The following is a 22,860-nucleotide window of genomic DNA, read 5'->3' on the forward strand; positions in this document are numbered from 1 at the left end:
GTGACCGTTCCGACATCCGCTGCCATGGTTCGGCGCCCCGCCGTGCTCATCGGTCTCATCGGTGAGGGCGTCACGCCGTCGCTGACGCCCCCGATGCACGAGCTCGAGGGCGCGCGGCACTCGATGAACTACGTGTATCGCACGATCGATCTCGGGCGGGGCGACAACACTCCCGAGTACGTCTCCCAACTGCTGTGGTCGGCGCGAAGGATGGGCTTCACCGGGCTGAACATCACCCACCCGATCAAGCAGGCGGTGATCAAGCACCTCGACGAGCTGGCACCCAGCGCCCGCACGGTGGGGGCCGTCAACACGGTCGTCTTCGACGGCGAGCGGATGACCGGCCACAACACCGACGTCACCGGTTTCGGTGCCGCATTCGATGATGCGTTCGGCATTGTCGCCCACGGCCGCGTCGTTCTCGTGGGTGCCGGTGGTGCCGGTGCCGCCGTGGCGAGTGCCCTCGCCGCGCGCCAGGTGCGGGAACTCGTGATCGTCGACGTCGAGCGGGAGCGTGCCGAAGGGCTCGCCGCGAGCGTGCGGCCCGCCGCGCACGGCCAGGTGAGCACGGCAGCGCTCGACGAGCTGCCCGGGTGGCTGCAGGATGCCGACGGTGTCGTCAATGCGACGCCGTGGGGCATGGCCGCGCATCCGGGCACCGCCTTCGACCTCGAACTGCTCACCCCGAACATGTTCGTCGCCGACATCGTCTACCGGCCGGCAGAGACGGCACTCCTCGAAGGCGCGAAGGCCCGCGGATGTCGCACCATGTCCGGCCTCGGAATGGCCATGCACCAGGCGGCCGACGCCTTCGAGATCTTCACCGGAGAATCAGCCGATCGGCGGGCGATGCTCGCCGATCTCGAAACTCTCGTCGCTGATGAAGCGGCGGGGCACCCTGCCCATGTGGCACCAATGAGAGGAACAAACTGATGATCACACGTCGTTCACACCGAATGAAGTGGGTCGCCCTGCTCGCCGCCCCGGCAATGCTGCTGGTGGGCTGCGCAGGAGACTCGGGTGAGGGAGATGTTGCCAACGGTGGCACCATCGAGCTGACCCTTGCCCACAGCTACAACCCCGACCAGCCGCAGGACCGCTGTGGCGCTCAGGTCATCGCCGATGACGTCAACAGCGCTGACGTCGGCCTCAAGATCGAGCTCTTCGGCTCCAGCCAGCTCGGCGGCGACGCCGACCGTGTCGCGTCGGTCGCCTCCGGTGACATCGACATCGACATCCAGGGTGCCTCGGCACTCGGCGCGGTGTACGAGCCGATCAGCGTGCTCGACGCGGCCTACGCCTTCGACGACGCCGACCACCTTGCCGCCTTCATGGCGAGCGACGCCTCGAAGACGCTGACGGATGCGTTCGCCGAGGAGACCGGAATCCACGCCCTCGGCGTGTGGTCGGCCGGAGCGCGCCACTTCACGGCCAACACGCCCATCCGCACGCCGGATGACCTCGACGGGCTTCGCATCCGCTTCCCCGGTTCGCCGCAGTTCCTCATGAACGCCAAGGCGCTCGGCGCCCAGGCGACCGAGGTCGCGTACGAGGAGCTCTACCTCGCCCTGCAGCAGGGCACGGTCGAGGGCCAGGAGAACCCGATCACGAACATCAAGTCGCAGAACCTCTCCGAGGTGCAGGACTACCTGAGCCTCAGCGCGCACCAGCTCAACACCAACGTCGTCATCATGAGCTCCAAGTGGGACGAGCTCAACGACGAGCAGCAGACGGTACTTCAGGATGCTGTCGAGCACGCCGTGACCGAGGTCACCACCTGCGTGGCTGACGACGAGGAGACGACCCTCGAGGAGTGGCGCACCGCCGGCGACTGGGAGATCGTCGACGACGTTGACGTCGACGCGTTCCAGAAGAAGGCCGTCGCCTACCTCAGCGACACCTTCACGGGTGACTCGCTCGAGGTGTTCGAGGCCATCCGTTCGACGTCGTCCAAGTAGTCGACCCGAAGGTCAGCTGGAGAAGTCAGACAAGATGACGGCGTCCACGATTCCGACGTTCACCGGTGAGGTGACGGCGGAGAAGCTCGGTACGACGCTCATCCACGAACACGTGTTCGTGATGAGCCCGGAGCTCGACGTGAACCTGCCCCACCCCGAATGGGATGAGGAGCAGGCGATCGATCGGGCAGTCGCCGGCTTCGAGCGTCTCAGCGTGCTCGGCGTGGACACCGTCGTCGACCTGACCGTGCTCGGCCTCGGCCGCGACGTCGAGCGGGTGCGGCGGGTCGCAGAACGAAGCCCGGTGCGGCTCATCGCCGCGACCGGGTACTACACGAGCGATGTGCTTCCGCACTTCTTTCGCACCCACGGTCCGGGTCGCCTCGTCGGCGGCCCGGATCCGCTCGTGGACCTCTTCGTCGGCGACATCGAGCGCGGAATCGCCGGGACGGACATCCGGGCCGGCATGCTGAAGGTGGTCTCCGACGCGGAGGGCATCACGGATGATGCCGAACGGGTGTTCCGCGCGGCGGCGATCGCGCACCAGCAGACGGGCGTGCCCATCACGACACACTCGCACGCCCCCTCACGCGGCGGCATCCAACAGCAGGTGCTGCTCGCGCGACTCGGCGTGCCACTCGACCGGGTCGTCATCGGCCACAGCGGCGACTCGGACGACCTCGACTATCTGCGCGAGCTGGCCGCGCGCGGCTCGTTCCTCGGCTTCGACCGCTTCGGCATGGAACACATGGGCTCAGACGAGGCGCGCATCCGCGGCCTCCTCACCCTCCTCGAAGAGGGCTACGCGAGCCAACTCGTGCTCTCGCACGACGCCGCATTCTTCAGCCGCGTGACGCCGCCAACGTGGCGAGCCGCGAACACCCCGAACTGGCACATGGAGCACCTCTCGCGCACCATCCTGCCCCGCCTGCGCGCGGAGGGCGTCGACGACCGCACCATCGACCAGCTCATGATCGACAACCCCCGCCGCGTACTCTGTGGCGCCTGAGACTCGACGCCCCGCCTTTCGCGCTGGGAAGTCGCTGAGAACTATGGTGAGACCGTGACCGAAGCCCCTGTGCGCCGCCGCGACCGAGAACGCACCCGAGCAGAACTCCTCAGGGTGGCGACCGAGGCGTTCGCCGAGTCCGGATTCGCGGGCACCCGAGTCGACGACATCGCCGACCGCACGCAGACCACGAAGCGGATGATCTACTACTACTTCGGAGGCAAGGAGCAGCTCTACCTTGCCGTGCTCGAGAACGCCTACCGGGGCATCCGCGAAGCAGAGCAGCAGGTGCACGTCGGCGACCTGGAGCCCGTCGAGGCCGTCCGCCGCATTGCCGAGCTCACCTACGACCACCACCTCAACCACCGCGAGTTCATCCGGCTCGTCTCGATCGAGAACATCCACCACGGCAGCTACATCCGTCGCCTCGGATCACTGAAAGAGCTCAACCAGCCGGCGGTCGGCGTTCTCGACACCGTTCTCAGTCGCGGGCGCGACGAGGGCCGACTGCGCGACGACGTCGACGCACTCGACGTGCACCTGGTGATCAGCTCGTACTGCTTCTTCCAGGTCGCCAACCAGCACACGTTCGGCTACCTGTTCGACCGCGACCTGCTCGACCCGGACCGCCGGGAGCACCTCCGGGCGATGATCGGCGACGTCGTCGTAGCGTGGCTCACTGCCACCCCCACCGCCTGAGCCCACCCGCCACCTTCACCCGGTGGCTGTCGCCAGCAGCAGCGTCAGGGGTGCGAGCAGCACCAGCACGACGCCGTTGGCGATGAGCGCCGTGCGGATGACCCGCCCGGCATCCACTGCGGCATCCGTGTCTCTGCGGAGCCCGTTGGCGACGCTCAGCGCGAGGGCCACGCGCGACGGCGAGATCATCACGGCCGCACCGGTTGCGATGTTCTGCGCCCCGAGAGCGACGAGCGGGTTCGCCCCGAGCGCGACTGTCGCGTTGGAGACCCCCGCCGCGAACATGGCCGCCGTGGCCGTGTTCGATGCGGTCACGTAGCCGCCGATGAGGCCGATGGCGGGCACGACGAGCAGGAATCCCCCGCCGAGCATGGCGGCGCCCTGCGCGAGCGTCGTGCTCATCCCGTTTGCGGCGAGCAGCCCGCCGAAGACGATGAACAGCACGGTGACGACGCAGACGGGCCAGAACAGCCGCAGGCCGCTTCTGATGCTGGCTGTCGCATCCGCCCGCCCTATGCCGAGCAGTGCGGGTGCGGCTGCCGCAGACACGAGCAGCCACAGGGCCGGGCTGGTGAGAACGGCGGATGCGGCGCCCAGATCGACGACGGAGGTGAGGGCCGTCATGGCCAGCATCGCGCCGATGAGCAGGATGTACGGCAGCAGGGAGCGCACCGTCTCGCGGCGCATGGCGGGGATGGGGCCGCCGCGGAGGCGTGCAAGCAGCAGCACCGTGACGCATGCGGCGAGTGAGGCGAGGATGCCGCCGAGCGGCACGCTCACCCACGCGTTGGTGGCGATCAGCGCGCCCCAGGTGGCGAACACGACGGTGAGCGTCTCGCCGGCCATGCGGAGTGCGCCACGGCGGCCCATCCCGACGATGGACATGATGATGCCCATGACGAGCAGCACCGGCAGGTTGAGCACGGCGCTCCACACGCCGACGTCGCGCAGGCTGTGCCCGCTCATCTCGGCCATGACGAGCAGCCCGGGCCCGAGTGAGCCCCACGGCGCGAGCACGATGCTGAGCAGACCGATGGTCGCGGCCTTCGTCGCGGTGAGCCCGACACGCATGAGCAGCGGGATGCCGATGATGACGCCGACGCCCCAGCCGATGATGCTCTCGGCGAGCGGGGTCACGCCGAGGCCCAGCAGCAGCACGGCCCGGTCGCGTCCGTGCGATGCGGAGCCGAGCCATCCGCCGATGCGTTCCTGCGCGCCGGACACTGCCAGGAATTCGGCCAGCAGGATGCCACCGAAGATGATGAGCACGACAGCGACGGTCAGCAGAAGCAGCGAATGTGCCGTCGACTCGAGCGCCGCAGGCGTGATCGGGAACCAGATGCTGAGCGCGAGCGTGACCGCGATGGTGCCGAGTACGGCCGGCACGGGCTTCACCCGCAGCGCCAGGAGCCCTGCGATGAGCGCGATGGGGAGCGCAGCGAGGAGGAGGTGGATGACGTCCATAAAGCGGTCGAAGGCCCTTTCTGGGCGGATGTCTGCCGGTCGGGCCCCGTTCCCGGCAACACACCAAATCTACCCCAGACCCGCTGGTTGAGGTTTCGAGACGACCTCGTTCCTCGGCCTCCTCAACCCGCGAAGTTACCCGCTGGTTGAGGAGGCCGCCCGCGGCCGTCTCGAAACCGCACCAACGGGCAACTACCGCAGCGCCCCCCGCAGGAACTCCACGATCTGTCCGCGCAGCTCGTCGTCGAGCAGTTCGAGCGAGTGGCCGTCGCCCGGCACCGTCTCTAACGTGACGGGCACGCCTGCCGAGCGCAGCGCATCCGCCATCAGTTGTCCTTGCGCGGCCGGAATGTATTCGTCTTCAGCGTGCACGATGAGCTGCGGCGGGTCGCTGGGGTCGACCTGGTGGTTGGGGGATGCCGCGGCTGCCGCGTCGCAGCGGTCGTAGTCGGCGCAGCCGAGGTAGTCGAGCTGGCGCTGTGCGAAGCCGTCGGGCAGCATGTCGAGGCCGGCCGTGGTGAGGTCGATGGGCCCGCTGAGGTCGACGACTGCGGCGACGCGCGTGCCGACATCCCAGGGCCCTGCTCCGGATGTTGCGAGCAGCGACACGAGGTTGCCGCCGGCGGATCCGCCGAAGGCGCCGATGAGCGCCGGGTCGTAGCCGTAAGCCTCCACCTGTTCTGGTGCACGCAGCCATGAGATGGCGGCGCGGATGTCGTCGATTCCCGCGGGGAACGGATGTCCCGGCGCGAGGCTGTACCCGACGGAGAAGGCGATGAAGCCTTCGGAGGCGAGCCATTCGCACACGTTCCGCCAGGCGGGGTCTGCCTTGTCGCCGGATCGCCAGCTGCCGCCGTGCACGGAGATGACGGCCCTGCGCGGCCCATTGTTGAGGGCGCTGGCGGCGGCGTCGGCGGGCTGGCAGGCGTCGAGCAGCAGCGGTTGACCGTCGCGCTCACCGTAGGCCAGGTTCTCGTTCACGACGATGTCGGCGTAGATGGGCAGCACATCATCGACAGCGGCCGGCCGGATGCTGTCGACTGCGGCGGGCGCGCATCCGGCGACAGCGATGCCGACCGTGAGGGCCAGGGCGAGCATGCCGACGAGGGCGCGGGTGCCGGCGTGCTGCTTCATGGTGCGGATACTCTAACCCGCTTTCGTTTCCCTCGATCGTGCGGATCTCGCGAGCGGTCGATATCCGCCCCACCCCGGGCATCCGGGGGTGAGTATTGGCCTTTCGCGCATCCGTTCGGGGCGTGAGTGGCCGGATGCTCATGCTCGCTTTCGGGGGCGGCATCAGGTAACGTAGGCAGGTCGGCTCTAGACAGCGCGAAGTATCGCGTATGGGTTTGTAAGTCTTTGGGGCCGTTTCCTCGCATCAGCTACTCCCTGATGTCAGAGGAGAAATCACGTATGTGAACGGTCCTGGCCAAAGATTGCCCGGGTTTCCTCTCAGTAGCGCAGCACAAGATGTGCTGTGCCCTGCCATGCACTTGTTACAACCCGGAAAGCACGACCATGCCTGACTATTCCAAGAACAAATCCTCTGCGGGCAAGAAGTTCGACGCCCCCAAGGGTGCCGGCAGCCGCAGCGCCAGCCACCGCGGACACCGCCCCGACAGCGCGCCTGCGAAGAAGCGCTGGAATGCGGATGACCGTGCCACGCGCACAGGCGACAGCCGCCCGTCGACGGACCGTCGCCCCGACTGGTCTCCCCGCGAGGAGGCCCCGGCTCGCACCCCGTACGGCGATCGCGCGAACCGCTCCAGCCGCCCGGGTGCCGAGCGGCCCACCTACGGTGACCGTCCGAAGCGTTCCTTCGACGACCGCCCGCAGCGTTCCTTCGATGAGCGCCCGCAGCGCGATGGTGGTTTCGAGCGTCGTGAGCGCCCCGCATATGGTGACCGCGCGAACCGCACGGAGCGCCCTGCGTACGGCGACCGTCCGCAGCGTTCCTTCGACGACCGTCCGAAGCGCGATGACCGCCCGCAGCGTGACGGTGGCTTCGAGCGTCGTGAGCGCCCGGCGTACAACAGCGACCGCAGTGGGCGTCCGTCGTACAACGACCGTGGCGAGCGTCCGGCGTACAACAAGGACCGCACCGAGCGTCCCGCATACAACAAGGAGCGCCCTGCGTACGGTGACCGCCCGCAGCGCTCTTTCGATGACCGTCCCAAGCGCGATGGCGGTTTCGAGCGTCGTGAGCGTCCGTCGTACAACGATCGCAGCGAGCGTCCGTCGTACAACGACCGTGGTGACCGCCCGGCCTATAACAAGGATCGCGGCGCCGATCGTCCCGCCTACAACCGTGGTGAGAGCCGCACGGAGCGTCCGTCGTACAACGACCGCGCCGCCCGCACGGAGCGCCCTGCGTACGGTGACCGCCCGTCCTACAACGACCGTCCGTCCTACAACGACCGCCCGTCCTACAACGACCGTCCGAAGCGCAGCTACGACGAGCGTCCCCCGCGTCGCGAATCCGACCTCTACCCTTCGCGTGACGCGAAGCAGCACTCGGGCCCGCACGAGGATGTCGTGCTGGAGCGTCTCGAGGCGCAGGTGCTCACCGCGGGTGAGGTAGACGGCAAGACGTTCGGCGATCTCGGTCTGGGCGACAACATCACGCGCCAGTTGGCCGCGATGGGTGCCGCGGCACCGTTCCCGATTCAGGCGGCGACGATCCCTGATGTTCTTTCCGGCAGGGATGTTCTGGGCCGCGGCAAGACGGGCTCGGGCAAGACGATCGCGTTCGGCGCCCCGCTCGTTGAGCGCCTCATGGAGAACGGTGGCGGCAAGGGTCGCACTGAGGGCCGCAAACCTCGTGCGCTCATCCTCGCTCCGACCCGCGAGCTGGCCATGCAGATCGACCGTACCGTGCAGCCCATCGCCCGCAGCGTCGGCATGCACACCACGACGATCGTCGGCGGGGTTCCTCAGCAGAAGCAGGTCATGACGCTGCGCCGCGGTGTCGACATCGTCATCGCGACTCCCGGTCGTGTCGAGGATCTTGTCGACCAGGGCCGCCTCGACCTGAGCCAGGTTGCGATCACTGTGCTCGATGAGGCCGACCACATGTGCGACCTGGGCTTCCTTGAGCCTGTGCAGCGCATCCTGGAGCAGACGAAGAAGGGCGGCCAGAAGCTGCTCTTCTCTGCGACCCTCGACAAGGGTGTCGCCACGCTGGTGAAGCAGTTCCTGGTGAACCCGTCGGTGCATGAGGTCGCTGGTGAGGACCAGGCGTCGAGCACCATCGACCACAAGGTGCTGCTCATCGAGCAGCGCGACAAGCGTGCCATCATCGAGCAGCTTGCTGCGGGTGCGGGCAAGACGCTGATCTTCGCCCGCACGCGTGCGTTCGCTGAGGAGCTCGCCGACATGCTCGACGATGCCGGCGTTCCGGCCACGTCGCTGCACGGTGACCTCAACCAGTCGCGCCGCACGCGCAACCTGCAGATGCTCACGAGCGGTCGGGTGAACGTGTTGGTGGCGACGGATGTTGCGGCCCGCGGCATCCACGTCGATGACATCTCGCTCGTGATCCAGGCCGACCCGCCGGACGAGTACAAGACGTACCTGCACCGTTCGGGCCGCACGGGCCGCGCCGGCAAGCAGGGCACCGTGGTGACGCTCATCAACCGCAGCCGCCGCCGCCGCATGGACGAGCTGCTCGGCCGCGCCGAGATCGACGCGACCATGCACCAGGTGACCCCGGGCGACGAGTTCCTCGACACCCTCGCCGCGCTGTAGCAGCTGCGAACAACGCAAAGGCGCCCACCCCGCACGGGGTGGGCGCCTTTCGCGTCCCGCCCCAGCCTCCTGCCGCGCGCCCTCCCGCGCGCTCGCTCCCTCCCGCGCGCTCGCTCCCTCCCGCGCGCTCGCTCCCTCCCGCGCGCTCCCGCCCCGCCCCTCTTCCTTCCCCCTCCTCCCTTTCGCGTCTCTCCTCCTCCCCCTCGTTTCTCTCTCCGCCCCCTCCCCCGAAAACGAGGAGGTTTTCCCGCAACAACGCGTATTCGAGGACGTAAAGTCGCGCTCGACCCACTTCGTCCTCGATTGCTGCACCCATCGCATCCGATGAGCAAGGCACGACTGCGCTCAGCGCGACCAAAGCCGCGCTCGTAGCGCCGTCTGGATCGTCGCGAGCGTCTCATCCCAGTGCTGAAGCACCTCGGCGCTCCCGAATCTGAGCACCACGTAACCTGCTCGGACCAGCCGGTTCGTGCGGATGCGGTCGGCGACCGGGTCGTGCCATTCATCGCCGTCGAGCTCGACCACGACCCACCCGTCGATGACGAGATCGACGGTGTCGGGGCCGATCCGCACCTGCTGGTCGACGAGCATCCGCAGATCTTCGAGCCGCAGACGGGCGATGCTCTCGAGCCCAGACCCTGCCGCGAATGTGCACCGCCGCGCAACGCTGTGAAGCCGCACCGGCATCCGGGCCACGACGGCGGCGAGCTGCGCACGCGTCAGTGCCCCAGTGTGGACGGCGCTCTCGAGGCACGCAACCACCTGCTCGGCACTTTCCGTTCTCACAAAACGGAGAATCGCATCCTCGACGGGAACCCGCCACCCGGGCGCTGTGACGGGGTTCGGCCCCGCGTTCGCCCAGTGCCGAACGGTGCCGTGGTGGCCGAAGCGTGGCGGGGCGAAGCGATCGAGAGGGGTGAGCGGATGCTGCGGCACAGGATTAGCGTTGGGTCTGAACTGGATGTGGTTGCGAAGGTCGTCGCCGTTCCACACGCGATGCGAGCGAAGTGCCGGCGGGCCGGTGAGGCGACCTCCCGCGAGCACGGCGTCGATGGCGAGCTGGTTGGCCACGGCGAGGCCGACCCAACCGCGCCTCACCGGCAACACGTTTCCTTCCTGTAGCGCAGCGTCGATGATGTGTCTGCCGTGTCCGAGCAGCGCGAGCTGCCGTCTCCCGGCGAGACCGCCGAGGCGGGTCAGACTCGCGATGAGCGTCATGGGGTCAGCGTTGCAGCGCATCCCGCCGTGTTTGCCTGCGCTTCATCGATCTGTGCACGGCGTGGATGCTGTGTCGTATGTGGAGGAGGAGCGTCGGGCGGAGAGTTTGCTGTCGCGCGCCTCGACGCTGGCGGAGGTGCGACGCGCTCCTTGATCTCTGAGATGCGCGGATGCCGGATGCCGGATGCCGGATGCCGAAATCGAGGAGAGAGCCGCTTTGGTGTGGAAGATCATCCTCGATTGCGTGCTGCTGCGCGAAAACCTCCTCGTTTTCGGCGCGGGGCGGGGCGAGGCAGGGGTCAGGTGGCGCGGGGCGAGGCAGGGGTCAAGTGGCGCGGGGCGGGCGCGGCGAGGTGGGGCGGGCGCGGCGAGGCGGGTGCGGCGGGTGAGGCAGGGGTCAGGCGGTGAGGTGGGGCGGGTGCGGCGCGGCGGGCGGGGCGCGGCCGCGTAGCGTGCGGCTGTCGCTCAGGCCAGCGCGAGCATCCCGGCTGCCGCGATCGCGAGTGCGAGCCCGACGATCTGCAGCGCGGTCAGCTTCTCCCGCAGCACGATCGCCGCCAGGATGATGGTGCCGGCCGGGTACATCGCCGTCAGAACCGACATGACGGAGAGTTCGCCCAGTCGCAGCCCCAGCAGCATGACCGAGTTGGCCACCGCATCCAGGGCACCGCACAGAAGCGCAAGTCTCAGGCCCGACAGCCACGGGTGATTCGAGTGGGTGGTGGCGACCACGTCGGACGGTTCTGTGATCGGGCTGCTCGAAGAGGTGCGGCTCTTCCTGGTCGCAAGAATGGCAAGAACGGCGATCGCAGCCCACATGAGCGCGCCGTTCGCGGCACGGTTGGCGATGAGCGGCACGAGCCCCGAGTCATCCGGTGTCAGGTCGATCAGGATCATGAACACGCCGATCAGCGCGCCCGAGCCCACCGCCATGGTGAGCGCCCTCAGTGACGGGCGCACGGCATCCTTCTCGGGCACGAAGCCGACGAGCACAACCGCGACGAGCGCAACCCCGAGGGCGATGTAGCCGATCAGGCCGAACTGTTCGCCGCGGGCGAGACCCACCGTCATGGGCACGACCGCCGACACGAGGGCGGTCAGCGGCGACAGGATGCTCATGGGCCCGATCGCGAGGCACGCATACAGCAGAACGATGGCGCCGGCGCCGGCGATGCCGCTCAGCGCACCGAACAGCACCGCCTCGTACGACCAGGCCCCGCCGATCACGGGCAGCGCGAGCAGCAGAACGACAAGTCCGGTGGCGGCGGCGATCGCCGTCACCCGGATGCTGCTGATGCGCTTCGAGGCCAGCCCGCCCAGGAAGTCGGCCGAGCCGAAGATGAGGGCGCCGGTGAGGCCCACGATGACAGTCAGCATGAGTAAACGCTACCGGCCCCGTGTCTCGAGACCCGCCACGTGGGCCGGGACCCACGGAAGGCATCCGAGCGACGAATTAATTCAACAAATACCACTAATTTGCTGTACAGTGAATTAGGTGACAGATGTGAACAAGAGAGCGATCTCGACGGTGCTCGATGCGCTACCCGATGCGCTCCATGCCGTCGCTCACCCCGGCCGCGACTCCATCGAACTCGAACTGAGCGGTGGGCGTGTGATCCTGCGTCCGGTTTGGGCGGGTCAGGGGTTCCCCAGGGACCTCCATGCCGCGCTCCATCGCCTTCAGGCTGAGCCCTCCGAAGGGGTGGTGATGGTGGCGCGTCAGTTCTCGCGAGGTGCCCGTCGGGAACTCGCTGAGCTCGGACACAATTGGGCGGATGAGACGGGAAGTGCGTGGATCAGTCTCCCGTCCGTGGTGGTGACGACGAGTGGTCGAGGCGAGCCGAAACCAAAGCCACAGCGTGAAGGCTGGACTCGGGCGTCCGCGCTGATAGCCGAGACCCTGCTCAGTGCGGCCCTGAAGAGCGGCTCGAAGCCGAACGGCCTGATCGCCACCGGAGACATGGTGGCCGAACACGCGGGAGTCTCAGCTGGCCGCACCGCGCAGGTGTTGCAGTCCTTTGATGCGCGCGGCTACACGCGCAAGGAGGGAGGCGATCGTGGCCCGACGGCGCGACGATTGCTTGCCGACTCATCTCGACTCCTCAGCGACTGGGCTGGCTGGCACCGGCAGCAGCGGAGCGAGGGCATCCTGATGCACGCCCTCTGGCCTGGCGCCCACGACTTCGCCTCCACGGAGCTCGGTGCAATCGTGGCGACACCCGATTGGGCGGTGACGGACTGGCTCGCCGCCGACATGCGAGCCCCGATGGTGTCAGATGTGCAGACGGTCTCCGTCTATGTTGATGCGAACACCTTCGACGCCGATCTCGAGCGTCGCGCGACGATGGCCGGATTGCGGCGCGTCGAATCCGGGGAGCGCGTGCGGCTCCTGAGGGCGGATGGCGTGGTGCTGAAGGATGCCGAAATGCTCAATGGCATTCGGGTCGTCTCCCCGATCCGGCTGTATGGTGACCTGCTGAGACTTGGGGGCCGGGGGGAGGATGCGGCAGAGCATCTGAGGAGGATCGCCATTGGCTGGTGAGGCTGCGCGCTCGGAACCGGCTCGACTCCTGGCGGAGAAGGCGTTGTCGAAACTCATGTCCAAGGTGGATGACGTTTCAACGATGACGGTGATCGGCGGAATGGTGCCAGCCACCCTTACGACCCGCTCTGTCGTGCCACATCAGGGGACCATTGATGTCGACATCCTGCTTGAGCTCGGCCCATTCTTCGATCGCGACGAACTCGATTTCGGCTGGCTCGAGGATGCGCTAGTCGATTCCGGATTCATCTCGCTTTCCGGCAGCGGGGGCTGGCAGTGGGAGGTCAGGATCGACGAGCTGTCGGTCATCCTCGAGTTCATCTGCGATGTCCCCGATGGTCCGGGGTTGCCGCTTCGGCTACCTGGAACGAGGAACGTGAGTGCCCTGAACTTTGCAGGCCCCGGGCCTGCGGCGCACGACGCCATCGAGTTGGAGATCCGCTCCGCGCTTGGGGCGCCGATCACAGCTCGCTTCGCCGGCTTGGGAGGTTACCTGTTGGCTAAGGCCACGGCAGTGGTGAGCCGGGCGCTCGAGAAGGACTTCTATGATCTCGCCTTCGTCGTTCTTCGCAACGACAACGGTGGGCCGATGGCTGCAGGTCGTGCCGCTGCTGCTGCTGTTCCGGCGAATCCCCTGCATGACTTTGCCGACATCGTCAGGCAGGCCACGGCGAAGTACATGAGCGCCGAGTCGGAGGGGCCGCTGGGGTTCGTCGCATCTTCGCTCGCGGCAGGTGACCCGACTCCCAGTGAGATCCTCGCGCAGGATGCGGTGACGGCGATGATGCAATTCGGTGCGGCGTTCGAAGCCGACCATGCGGCGACGCGGAGAACGCAAGGTTAAATCCTTGGAACTCCCTTGGCAACGTCGGCGGTACGGGTTATCGTCACTGTGACCCCCGAACAGGGGGCGTGGCCTGCGCGCGCCGACTCCGGGCGTGCCTCGGATAGGAGACGCACTGATGCCAGAATCGGCCCCCCAACGTAATCACTCGCGGAGGGGCCGACTCGCAGCGATCGCCTCGCTGAGTGCGCTCGCGCTCGCCTTCTCCGGGCTCGGCGCGACCGCCGCGACCGCGGCAGAGGTCACCCATTCGATCGCCGATGTGCAGGGCACGGGCGCCACGACCCCGCTCAATGGCGCGGTTGTCACGGTCGAGGGTGTCGTCACTGCCGACTACCGCGGGGCATCCGGCTATCGCGGAATCGTCATCCAGACGCAGGGTTCGGGAGGGGCGACGGATGCCACGCCCGGCGCTTCCGACGGAATCTTCGTCTTTCTGAGCAACGCGAATCCCGCCGTCGCAATCGGCGACCTGGTGCGGGTCACCGGCACCGCCGGCGAGTACTTCGGGCAGACGCAGATCACGGCGTCGAGCGCGGCAGCCACCGAGCTTGTCTCGGCCGGCGTCGGCGTGCCCGAGGCGACCGCGCTCCCCGACAGCGTCGTCGGTGACGCGCGCGAGTCCCTCGAGAACCAGCTGGTCACCCCCACGGGCAGCTACCTGCTGAGCTCGAGCCACCAGCTCTACAACTTCGGAACCCTCTGGTTGAATGCGGGAGCGCAGGCCGTCAAGAGCACCGAGACGACGGATGCCGGCCCCGCGGCCGACGCGATCGCGGCAGCCAACAGGGCCAACCGCATCCTGCTCGATGACGGCTACAGCATCCAGATCAGCAACAATTCGCATCCGGGTGAGCAGCCGTACTTCACGACGGATGCTGTGGTGCGCAACGGCGACACGGTCACCTTCCCGCAGCCGTACGTCCTTCAGTACGGGTTCGACGACTGGCGCCTGCAGCCGACCGTGCCGCTCACCGATGCGAGCCCGGCCGAGTCGAAGCCCACGTTCACGAGCACGAACCCGCGGCCGGAGGTCGCCCCCGAGGTGGGCGGTGACTTCCAGGTGGCGGCGTTCAACGTCTTCAACTACTTCACGACTCTCACCAGCCAGAACTCGCAGGCCCGCGGTGCGGCCACTGCCGAGAAGTTCGCCATCCAGAAGTCCAAGATCGTGGCCGCCATCAATGGCCTCGGCGCGGATGTTGTGGCCCTTCAGGAGATCGAGAACTCGGTCAAGCTGGGCGAGCCGCTCGATGAGGCGCTCGCCGATCTGGTCGACGGCCTCAACGCTGCTGCTGGTGCCGGCACCTGGGCGTACGCCGCCACCCCGGCGGAGCTGAACAATGCCGACGTGACCGACTTCATCACGAGCGCCATCATCTACAAGCCGGCCGTCGTCACGCCTGTGGGCGACAGCTTCGCCGACGTCGACGCCGTGTGGGACATGGCCCGCATCCCGGTCGCGCAGACCTTCGAGTCGGAGGGCACCGGCAAGGTGTTCACGGTCGTCGCCAACCACTTCAAGTCGAAGAGCGGCGATGGGGCGGAGCCGGCCGACGGCCAGGGCAAGTTCAACGCCGAGCGCACCGCAATGGCGGAGCGTCTGGTCGGTTTCGTCGACGGCATCACCGCCGACCCGGCGAAGAGCGACGATGTGTTCCTCATCGGCGACTTCAACGCCTACGCGCAGGAGGACCCCATCCAGGTGTTCACCGGTGCCGGCTATGTCGACCTGCTGCCCGAGCGCACGGACGGCCAGTACACGTATACCTTCGACGGTGAGCTCGGCTCGCTCGACCATGTACTCGCCACCCCCTCGCTCGCCGAGTATGTGACGGGCGTCGGCGTGTGGGGCATCAACTCGCCCGAGTGGTCCGACCGCGGCTTCGCGTTCGGTGCCGCTGAGGCGGGCACGGTGTTCCGCTCGAGTGACCACGACCCGATCCTCGTCGGCGTGAGCAGCGAGGTGGCCCCGGTCGAGATCGACATCCTCACCACCAACGACTTCCATGGTCGGCTGGAGGCCGGCAGCGGCGTTCCCGGTGCCGCCCAGCTCGGCGGGATGGTCGACTACTGGCGGGCGCAGAACCCCAACACGGCGTTCGTCGGAGCCGGTGACCTGATCGGCGCATCCACCTTCACCTCGTTCATCCAGAACGACCAGCCCACCATCGACGTGCTCAACGAGATCGGGCTCGACACGAGCTCCTTCGGTAACCATGAGTTCGACAAGGGACGCGCGGATGTCGACGATCGCATCCTCGACGCCGCCAACTGGCCCTACCTGGCCGCCAACCTGTACGACACCACGACGGGTGCTCCCGCCTACGACGAGTACTTCCTTCAGGAGTTCGACGGTGTGACGGTCGGCTACATCGGTGCCGTCACGGAGGCGCTGCCCGAGCTGGTCAGCCCCGCCGGAATCGAGACGCTCGACGTCAGGCCGGTCGTTCCTGAGGTCAACCGTGTCGCCGGGGAGCTCAGCGACGGCGATGAGTCCAACGGTGAGGCCGACGTTCTGGTGCTGCTCGTCCATGAGGGCGCGGCGACCCCCGACATCTCCTCTTCGACGGATGACTCGGCCTTCGGCAAGATCGTCAAGGACACGGACGCGAGTGTGGATGCGATCGTCTCAGCGCACACGCACCTCGCCTACGACCATGAGGTCGCGATCGACGGCATGGAGCATCCGCGTATCGTCATCTCGGCGGGCCAGTACGGGGCCAACTACGGCCACATCGAGCTCTCCGTCGATGCACAGACCGGCGACATCGAGACCATCGCAGCCGAGGTGAAGCCCATCACCGGCTTCACCCCGAATGCGGCAGTCGAAGCGATCGTCGCGGATGCTGTGGCTGTCGCCTCAGAGCTGGGTGCCGTCTCGGTCGGCCAGATCGAGGGATCCCTCTACCGCGCGGTGCAGAACCCGGCCGGCACGACGCCGTTCCCGGAGAACCGCGGAGGTGAGTCGACACTCGGCAACTTCGTCGCCGACGTGCAGCTGTGGGCGGCATCCGAGCTGGGTGCCCAGATCGCCATCATGAACCCGGGTGGCCTGCGCGCCGATCTCGTGTTCGAGTCCAGTGGCGCGAATGACCCCGACGGCAATGTGACCTACGCGGAGGCCGCCGCAGTGCAGCCGTTCGCGAACACGCTCACCACGCTGACGCTCACCGGAGCCCAGCTGAAGCAGGTGCTCGAAGAGCAGTGGCAGCCGGCGGGGGCACAGCGCCCCTTCCTCAAGCTGGGCATCTCGGAGGGCCTCGAGTACACGTACGACCCGGCCGCGGCATCCGGTGCACATGTGACGTCGATCACCCTGAACGGTGAAGCCATCGACCCGGCCGGTGAATACAAGGTCGTCGCCAACTCGTTCCTCGCGGCGGGCGGCGACAACTTCACCACCCTCGGCCAGGGCGCGAACCCTGCCGACAGCGGCCGAATCGACCTGCAGGCCATGGTCGACTACTTCACCGCCAACCCGGTCGCGGCGCCCTCCTACGAGCAGCGCGCCGTCGGCGTCCGCCTCTCCTCGGAGGGACCGTACGCGGCGGGCGACCAGCTGACGCTCGACCTGTCGTCGCTGCTGTTCAGCCGCGGCGGCCCGGCCGAGGCGAACGTCGAGGTGAGCCTCGGCGACACGGTGCTCGGCACGGCCGCGATCGACCCCGCAATCGTCGACACCACCGACGAGCAGGGTCGCGCATCCGTCACCGTCACCATCCCGGCAGGGGTCTCCGGACCGCAGCTGCTCACGGTGACCGTTCCGGAGACGGGCACCTCGGTTGATGTTCCGATCGAGGTCCAGGCGGCCGAACAGGCCATTGAGTCACTGAAGCGACCGCTCATCACGGGGCCCGTGCGCGTCGGCAAGACGGTCAGCGTGAACGAGGGCCGCTGGAGCGAGAGCGGCGTCGCCTACTCGTACCAGTGGAACCGCAACGGCCAGCCGATCGCGGGAGCCACCGGCGAACGCTACAAGCTGGTGCAGTCGGATGCGGGAGCCAAGCTGACCGTGACGGTCACCGCATCGAAGGACGGCTACACCGACGGCTCCGCCACCTCGGACGCCCGCACGGTGCAGAAGAAGGCGAGCGGCTTCGGCGCGATCGTCGCCGCCATTCAGGACGCGATCGACGAACTGATCGCGTACCTCGGCTGGCTCCTCCGCTAGAACGGAGCGCGGCCTCCTCGACCCTCGCGGGTTGAGGAGGCCGCCACTGGCGGGTTGCACGTGGGCGCGGTTTCGAGACGGTCGCCGTAGACGGCGACCCCTCAACCGGCGGGCTACCTGCTGGTCGAGGTGTCGCGCTCTGGCGCGACAGTCTCGAGACCGGCCCCCGCGAGTGACCCCCGTAACCGTCTTGGTCTGCCGCGACCGCGTGGTTAGGCTTTGAGGGTCCGTCCCCCTCTGAGGAAGCAGCTGACCCATGGCCCGTATCTTTGACAACGTCTCCGCGCTGATCGGCAACACCCCGCTCGTGCGTCTCAACCGGGTGACGGATGGCGCTGGCGCCACCGTTCTGGCGAAGCTCGAGTTCTACAACCCCGCCAACAGCGTGAAGGACCGCATCGGCGCGGCCATCATCGACGCGGCTGAGGCATCCGGTGCTCTGAAGCCGGGCGGCACGATCATCGAGGGCACCAGTGGCAACACGGGTATCGCTCTGGCCATGGTGGGTGCGGCCCGCGGCTACAAGGTCGTCATCGTCATGCCTGACACGATGAGCCGGGAGCGCCGCGGTGTCATCCGCGCGTTCGGTGCTGAGATCGTTCTCACGCCGGGCAGCGAGGGTATGCGCGGCGCCGTCGAGAAGACGAAGGAGCTTGTCGAGTCGACTCCGGGCGCCGTGTGGGCTGACCAGTTCGGCAACCCGGCGAATGCGCTGATCCACCGCACGACGACGGGTGAGGAGATCTGGGCCGACACGGATGGCGCTGTCGACATCCTCGTCTCCGGTATCGGCACGGGCGGCACGATCACGGGCGCCGGCGGGCTGCTGAAGGAGCGCAAGCCGGGCCTGCAGGTGATCGCGGTCGAGCCGATCGATTCGCCGATCCTCAGCGGCGGCAAGCCGGGCCCGCACAAGATCCAGGGTCTGGGTGCGAACTTTGTTCCGGATGTCCTCGACACGAGCGTCTACGACGAGGTCATGGATGTGACCCTGGATGCGTCGCTCGAGTTCGCGCGCCGCCTCGCCGCCGAGGAGGGCCTGCTGGTGGGCATCTCGTCTGGCGCCGCAGTGAGTGCCGCAGTCGAGGTGGCGAAGCGCCCCGAGAACGCGGGCAAGACGATCGTCGTCGTCGTGCCGGACTTCGGTGAGCGCTACCTGTCGACGGTGCTGTTCGAGCACCTGACGGACTGATCCGGCCTCTCGCCGGGATAGCCTTTCGGCTGTGAGTGTTTTCGGCCGCATACGTGAGGATGTGGCGACCGCGCGCCTGCGCGACCCCGCCGCCCGCAGCAATGCGGAGGTGTTCTGGCTGTATTCGGGCCTGCACGCGGTGTGGGCGTACCGGGTCGCGCACAGGCTGTGGCTGTGGCGCTGGTTCTTCGTGGCGCGCTGGGTGTCGCAGGTGGCGCGCGCGTGGACGGGCGTCGAGATCCACCCGGGTGCGACGATCGGCCGACGCTTCTTCATCGACCACGGCATGGGCGTTGTCGTCGGCGAGACGGCCGAGCTGGGCGACGACGTGATGCTGTACCACGGGGTGACTCTGGGGGGCCGCTCCTCGCAGCGCACGAAGAGGCACCCGACTTTGGGCAACCATGTGACGGTGGGCGCCGGGGCGGCCGTGCTCGGCCCGGTGACGCTGGGCGACGGATGCGTCGTCGGCGCGCATGCGGTCGTGTTGCAGGATGCGCCGCCCCGGTCGCTGCTGGTGGGCAGCCCGGCGAAGGCGCGGCCGATCGCGCCCGTGCACGAGTTCGACCAGCAGTTCTTCGTCGACCCGGGCAGCTACAGCATCTGAGCGCCCCGGCTGGTCTCGAGACTGCGCGATCGCTCCGCGCTCGCGCACCTCGACCAGCGGATTTCTCAGCCGGTTGAGGGGCCGCCGTCTACGGCGACCGTCTCGCCCCCGCGCATCCGTTCAGCCGGGTTCGATACGCTCTGACCGTGAACTTCGCCTTCCACCGTCTGGCCCGCTCGTGGCCGAAGTACCGCTGGTTCAAGCCGCTCCTGACGGGCCTGATCGCGATCGTGTTCTACGTTCTGCTGTCGGTGCTGGTGTCGCTCGGCTTCTTCGCGGTGTCGCTGATCGACCCGCAGGGTTTCGGCGCGGGGTTCGAGCGTCTCGTCTTCGAGACGGTGATCGACAACTCTGATCCGCTGGTGCTCGCCTATTCGCTGGTTGTCGTCGCGCTGATGCTGCCGGCGCTGCTGCTGGCGACGCTCATCATGGGGCCGCGCCCGCTGGGTCTGTTGTCGTCGGTGGTGGGCAGGCTGCGGTGGCATTGGATGGGCCGGCTTCTGCTGCCCGCGCTGGGCGCCTTCGCGGCATCCTATGTTCTGTATCTGCTGGTGCTTCCGCTGATCGCGGGCGACCCGCTGGTGGCGCCGCAGGTGGGGGCGTCGACGTGGGTGATGTTGGCGGTGACGCTGCTGTTGGTGCCGTTGCAGGCGACGGCGGAGGAGTACGTGTTCCGGGGTTACCTGATGCAGACGATCGGCGGCTGGCTGAAGCATCCGGCGTGGGCGATCCTGTTGCCGGTGCCGCTGTTCATGGCGGGCCACCTGTATGACGTGTGGGGGCTGCTCGATGTGGGTGTGTTCGCGCTGTTCGCGGGCTGGATCACGTGGCGCACGGGTGGCCTGGAGGCGGCGATCATGGCGCATGTGATCAACAATGCGTCGATCTTCGCGCTGGGAGCGTTCGGCATGGTCGACGTGAACGCGGCGGAGGGCAGCCCGTGGGGCGTGCTGGTGACCGCGTTGACGCTGGGTCTGTACGCCTGGCTGGTGTTGCGGATGTCGGGCGGCATCCACAGGGAGCGCCGCCTGGTCCTCCCCGCGGCACCCACCGTCCCACCTCCAATGCAGGGATATGCACAGGATGAGTGACCTCCGCTTGTGGATTACCACAGTCAGTCTCGGCGCCGCGCGACGGGTTTTGTAGCCCCGTCACTGCAGGCTTCCTCTTGCCGGGTCGGGTGCCTAGCGTGGGGGTATCCGCCGTCGCCGGGGTCACGAGCCTCGGGCGTATGGTTTTCCACCCATCGGAGTTGAGGAACACGTCATGGTCGACACAGCACCCCGCACCGGCAAGTCAGCAACGAAGACTTCCATCAAGGCTGAGCCTGCGCCCAGTCTGGCCGCGCAGGTCGATGCCCATCTCGATGCGACATCGGGCGAGGCATCCGTCGATGTGTCGTCGCTCACCGAGCAGCTGATGGGTACGTGGGCGGATGTTCGCCGCAAGGCCCGCGAGTTCGCCAAGAACCCGGAACTGCACGATGTGCCGGGGCTGAGCCTTGACGAGCAGCGCGAGCGCACGCTCGGTCAGTTGCGGCTGCTGGTGGAGCAGGGCGAGGTGCTCCGCGCGTTCCCGAAGTCGGTGGGCGGGCTTGAGGACAACGGCGGCAACATCACCGCGTTCGAGGAGTTGGTGTCGGCGAGCCCGTCGCTGCAGATCAAGTCGGGTGTGCAGTGGGGCCTGTTCGGCAGCGCCGTCATGCATCTGGGCACCGACTACCACCACAGGACTTTTCTGCCCGACATCCTGAGCCTGAAGGTTCCGGGCGCGTTCGCGATGACGGAGATCGGGCACGGTTCGGATGTTGCGAGCATCGGCACGACGGCGACCTACGATGAGGCGACGCAGGAGTTTGTGATCAACACCCCGTTCGCGGGTGCGTGGAAGGAGTTCCTGGGCAACGCCGGCAAGCACGGCATCGCCGCGACGGTGTTCGCGCAGCTCATCACCAAGGGCGTCAACCACGGTGTGCACTGCTTCTACGTGCCCATCCGGGATGAGGACGGCGAGTGGCTGCCGGGCGTGACGGGCCGCGATGACGGCTGGAAGGGCGGGCTGAACGGCATCGACAATGGCCGTCTCGCCTTCGACGATGTGCGGGTTCCGCGCACCAATCTGCTCAACAAGTACGGTGATGTCGCCGAGGACGGCAGCTATTCCTCGCCGATCGACAGCCCCGGTCGTCGCTTCTTCACCATGCTGGGCACGCTGGTGCAGGGGCGCGTCTCCCTTGACGGTTCGGCGACCGCAGCATCCGCCATGGGTCTTGCGATCGCGATCGGCTACGGCAATCAGCGCCGCCAGTTCAGCGCGGCCGACCCGCAGAGCGAGGAGTTTCTGCTCGACTATGGCCGCCACCAGCGCAGGCTCATCCCGAAGCTGGCGACGACGTACGCGCAGATCTTCGCGCATGACGAGTTCCTGGTGCAGTTCGACGCCGTGTTCAGCGGCGCCGACCCGGATGGTGCGGAGGACCTGGAGACGATCGCCGCGTCGCTGAAGCCGCTGTCTACGTGGCACGCGCTCGAGACGCTGCAGGAGGCGCGCGAGGCGTGCGGCGGTGCCGGCTTCATGGCCGAGAACCGGCTCACGGGCCTGCGCGCCGACCTCGACGTGTACGTCACCTTCGAGGGTGACAACAATGTGCTGCTGCAGCTGGTGTCGAAGCGCCTGCTGGGTGACTACGCGAGGCGTTTCAAGGGGGCGGATGCTGCGGCTCTCGCCCGCTTCGCCGCGGGTCAGGCGGCCGGCCGGTTGATGGACGCTGGCCTGCGCACCCTCGCCCAGAACGTGCGCGACCTCGGTTCGACGGCGCGCAGCGTGACCGAACTGCGCGAGACGGATGTGCAGCGGCAGCTGCTCACCGACCGCGTCGAGACGATGGTGGGCGAGCTCGCACAGCGGCTGCGCCCGGCGTCGAAGATGTCGGCGAAGGATGCTGCGGACCTGTTCAACTCGCTGCAGAACGAACTCATCGAGGCGGCCCGCGCCCACGCCGAGCTGCTGCAGTGGGAGGCGTTCACGCGCGCGCTAGAGAAGGTGGAGCATGCCGGCACGAAGCAGGTGCTGTCGTGGCTGCACGATGTGTTCGGGTTGGGCCTCATCGAGAAGCACCTCGGCTGGTACCTCATCCACGGTCGCCTGTCGCCGCAGCGTGCGCAGGCGGTGACGGCGTACATCGATCGTCTGTTGGCGCGGCTCCGCCCGCACCTGCAGGATCTGGTGGATGCCTTCGGTTACGAGCAGGAGCACCTGCGCGCGACCCTCACCTCCGGCATCGAGCGGGAGCGTCAGGAGGAGGCGCGGGCGCACTACGAGGCGCTGCGCGCATCCGGTGACGCCCCCGTCGACGAGAAGTCGCTCAAGGCGGCCAAAAAGAAGAGGTAACATCCTTCGCCCGCGC

Annotated in this window: 16 protein-coding genes; 12 read left to right on the forward strand and 4 right to left on the reverse strand. The window is 67.6% G+C overall.

Going from position 1 to position 22,860, the window contains the following annotated elements:
* From FB562_RS13085 to FB562_RS13100, 4 genes are read left to right on the forward strand one after another with little or no spacing between them, the layout of a single operon-like run.
* On the forward strand, positions 1–933 hold the full coding sequence (locus tag FB562_RS13085) for a shikimate dehydrogenase (protein WP_246081504.1): 933 nt from the start codon (positions 1–3) through the stop codon (positions 931–933).
* Positions 933–1,958, forward strand: a complete 1,026-nt coding sequence (locus FB562_RS13090) for a DctP family TRAP transporter solute-binding subunit (RefSeq protein ID WP_141881749.1) — start codon at positions 933–935, stop codon at positions 1,956–1,958. The genes FB562_RS13085 and FB562_RS13090 overlap by 1 nt, the downstream gene beginning before the upstream one ends.
* Positions 1,959–1,992: 34 nt before the next feature.
* A complete protein-coding gene (locus FB562_RS13095; RefSeq protein ID WP_141881750.1) occupies positions 1,993–2,967 on the forward strand; it encodes a phosphotriesterase family protein in 975 nt (324 codons plus the stop codon).
* Between the two features lie 54 nt (positions 2,968–3,021).
* Positions 3,022–3,666, forward strand: a complete 645-nt coding sequence (locus FB562_RS13100) for a TetR/AcrR family transcriptional regulator (protein WP_141881751.1) — start codon at positions 3,022–3,024, stop codon at positions 3,664–3,666.
* A 15-nt stretch (positions 3,667–3,681) separates the two neighbouring features.
* On the opposite strand, the gene FB562_RS13105 is transcribed toward FB562_RS13100, so the two are convergent.
* A complete protein-coding gene (locus tag FB562_RS13105; protein WP_141881752.1) occupies positions 3,682–5,130 on the reverse strand; it encodes an L-lactate permease in 1,449 nt (482 codons plus the stop codon).
* Positions 5,131–5,322: 192 nt separating this feature from the next.
* Positions 5,323–6,264: an alpha/beta hydrolase gene (locus FB562_RS13110; RefSeq protein WP_141881753.1), complete on the reverse strand. Its 942-nt coding sequence runs from the start codon at positions 6,262–6,264 to the stop codon at positions 5,323–5,325.
* Between the two features lie 384 nt (positions 6,265–6,648).
* Between FB562_RS13110 and FB562_RS13115 the strand changes: the two genes are divergently transcribed.
* The gene (locus FB562_RS13115; RefSeq protein WP_141881754.1) at positions 6,649–8,877 is read left to right on the forward strand and encodes a DEAD/DEAH box helicase; all 2,229 of its coding nucleotides are present in this window, start codon (positions 6,649–6,651) and stop codon (positions 8,875–8,877) included.
* A gap of 345 nt (positions 8,878–9,222) precedes the next feature.
* On the opposite strand, the gene FB562_RS13120 is transcribed toward FB562_RS13115, so the two are convergent.
* Positions 9,223–10,095 carry an endonuclease domain-containing protein gene (locus FB562_RS13120; RefSeq protein ID WP_185740588.1) on the reverse strand — a complete coding sequence of 291 codons (873 nt, stop codon included), beginning with the start codon at positions 10,093–10,095 and terminating at the stop codon, positions 9,223–9,225.
* Positions 10,096–10,560: 465 nt separating this feature from the next.
* Complete coding sequence (locus FB562_RS13125; protein ID WP_141881756.1) at positions 10,561–11,472, reverse strand: EamA family transporter; 912 nt, start codon at positions 11,470–11,472, stop codon at positions 10,561–10,563.
* Between the two features lie 118 nt (positions 11,473–11,590).
* Between FB562_RS13125 and FB562_RS13130 the strand changes: the two genes are divergently transcribed.
* The 7 genes from FB562_RS13130 (at position 11,591) to FB562_RS13160 (ending at position 22,844) form a co-directional block, all read left to right on the forward strand.
* Positions 11,591–12,637: a type IV toxin-antitoxin system AbiEi family antitoxin gene (locus FB562_RS13130; RefSeq protein WP_141881757.1), complete on the forward strand. Its 1,047-nt coding sequence runs from the start codon at positions 11,591–11,593 to the stop codon at positions 12,635–12,637.
* Positions 12,638–12,701: 64 nt separating this feature from the next.
* Complete coding sequence (locus tag FB562_RS13135) at positions 12,702–13,481, forward strand: hypothetical protein (RefSeq protein ID WP_141881758.1); 780 nt, start codon at positions 12,702–12,704, stop codon at positions 13,479–13,481.
* 118 nt (positions 13,482–13,599) lie between these two features.
* A complete protein-coding gene (locus FB562_RS13140) occupies positions 13,600–17,655 on the forward strand; it encodes an ExeM/NucH family extracellular endonuclease (RefSeq protein WP_141881759.1) in 4,056 nt (1,351 codons plus the stop codon).
* 256 nt (positions 17,656–17,911) lie between these two features.
* Complete coding sequence (gene cysK / locus FB562_RS13145) at positions 17,912–18,847, forward strand: cysteine synthase A (RefSeq protein ID WP_141881760.1); 936 nt, start codon at positions 17,912–17,914, stop codon at positions 18,845–18,847.
* Positions 18,848–18,878: 31 nt separating this feature from the next.
* The gene (gene epsC, locus FB562_RS13150) at positions 18,879–19,454 is read left to right on the forward strand and encodes a serine O-acetyltransferase EpsC (RefSeq protein WP_141881761.1); all 576 of its coding nucleotides are present in this window, start codon (positions 18,879–18,881) and stop codon (positions 19,452–19,454) included.
* Between the two features lie 146 nt (positions 19,455–19,600).
* Positions 19,601–20,545: a CPBP family intramembrane glutamic endopeptidase gene (locus FB562_RS13155; protein ID WP_141881762.1), complete on the forward strand. Its 945-nt coding sequence runs from the start codon at positions 19,601–19,603 to the stop codon at positions 20,543–20,545.
* A 175-nt stretch (positions 20,546–20,720) separates the two neighbouring features.
* Entirely contained in the window at positions 20,721–22,844 is a 2,124-nt protein-coding gene (locus FB562_RS13160; protein WP_141881763.1) for an acyl-CoA dehydrogenase family protein, read from the forward strand.
* Positions 22,845–22,860: the final 16 nt, after the last annotated feature.

The organism is Homoserinimonas aerilata (genome assembly GCF_006716125.1).
GTDB classification, from domain to species: domain Bacteria; phylum Actinomycetota; class Actinomycetes; order Actinomycetales; family Microbacteriaceae; genus Homoserinimonas; species Homoserinimonas aerilata.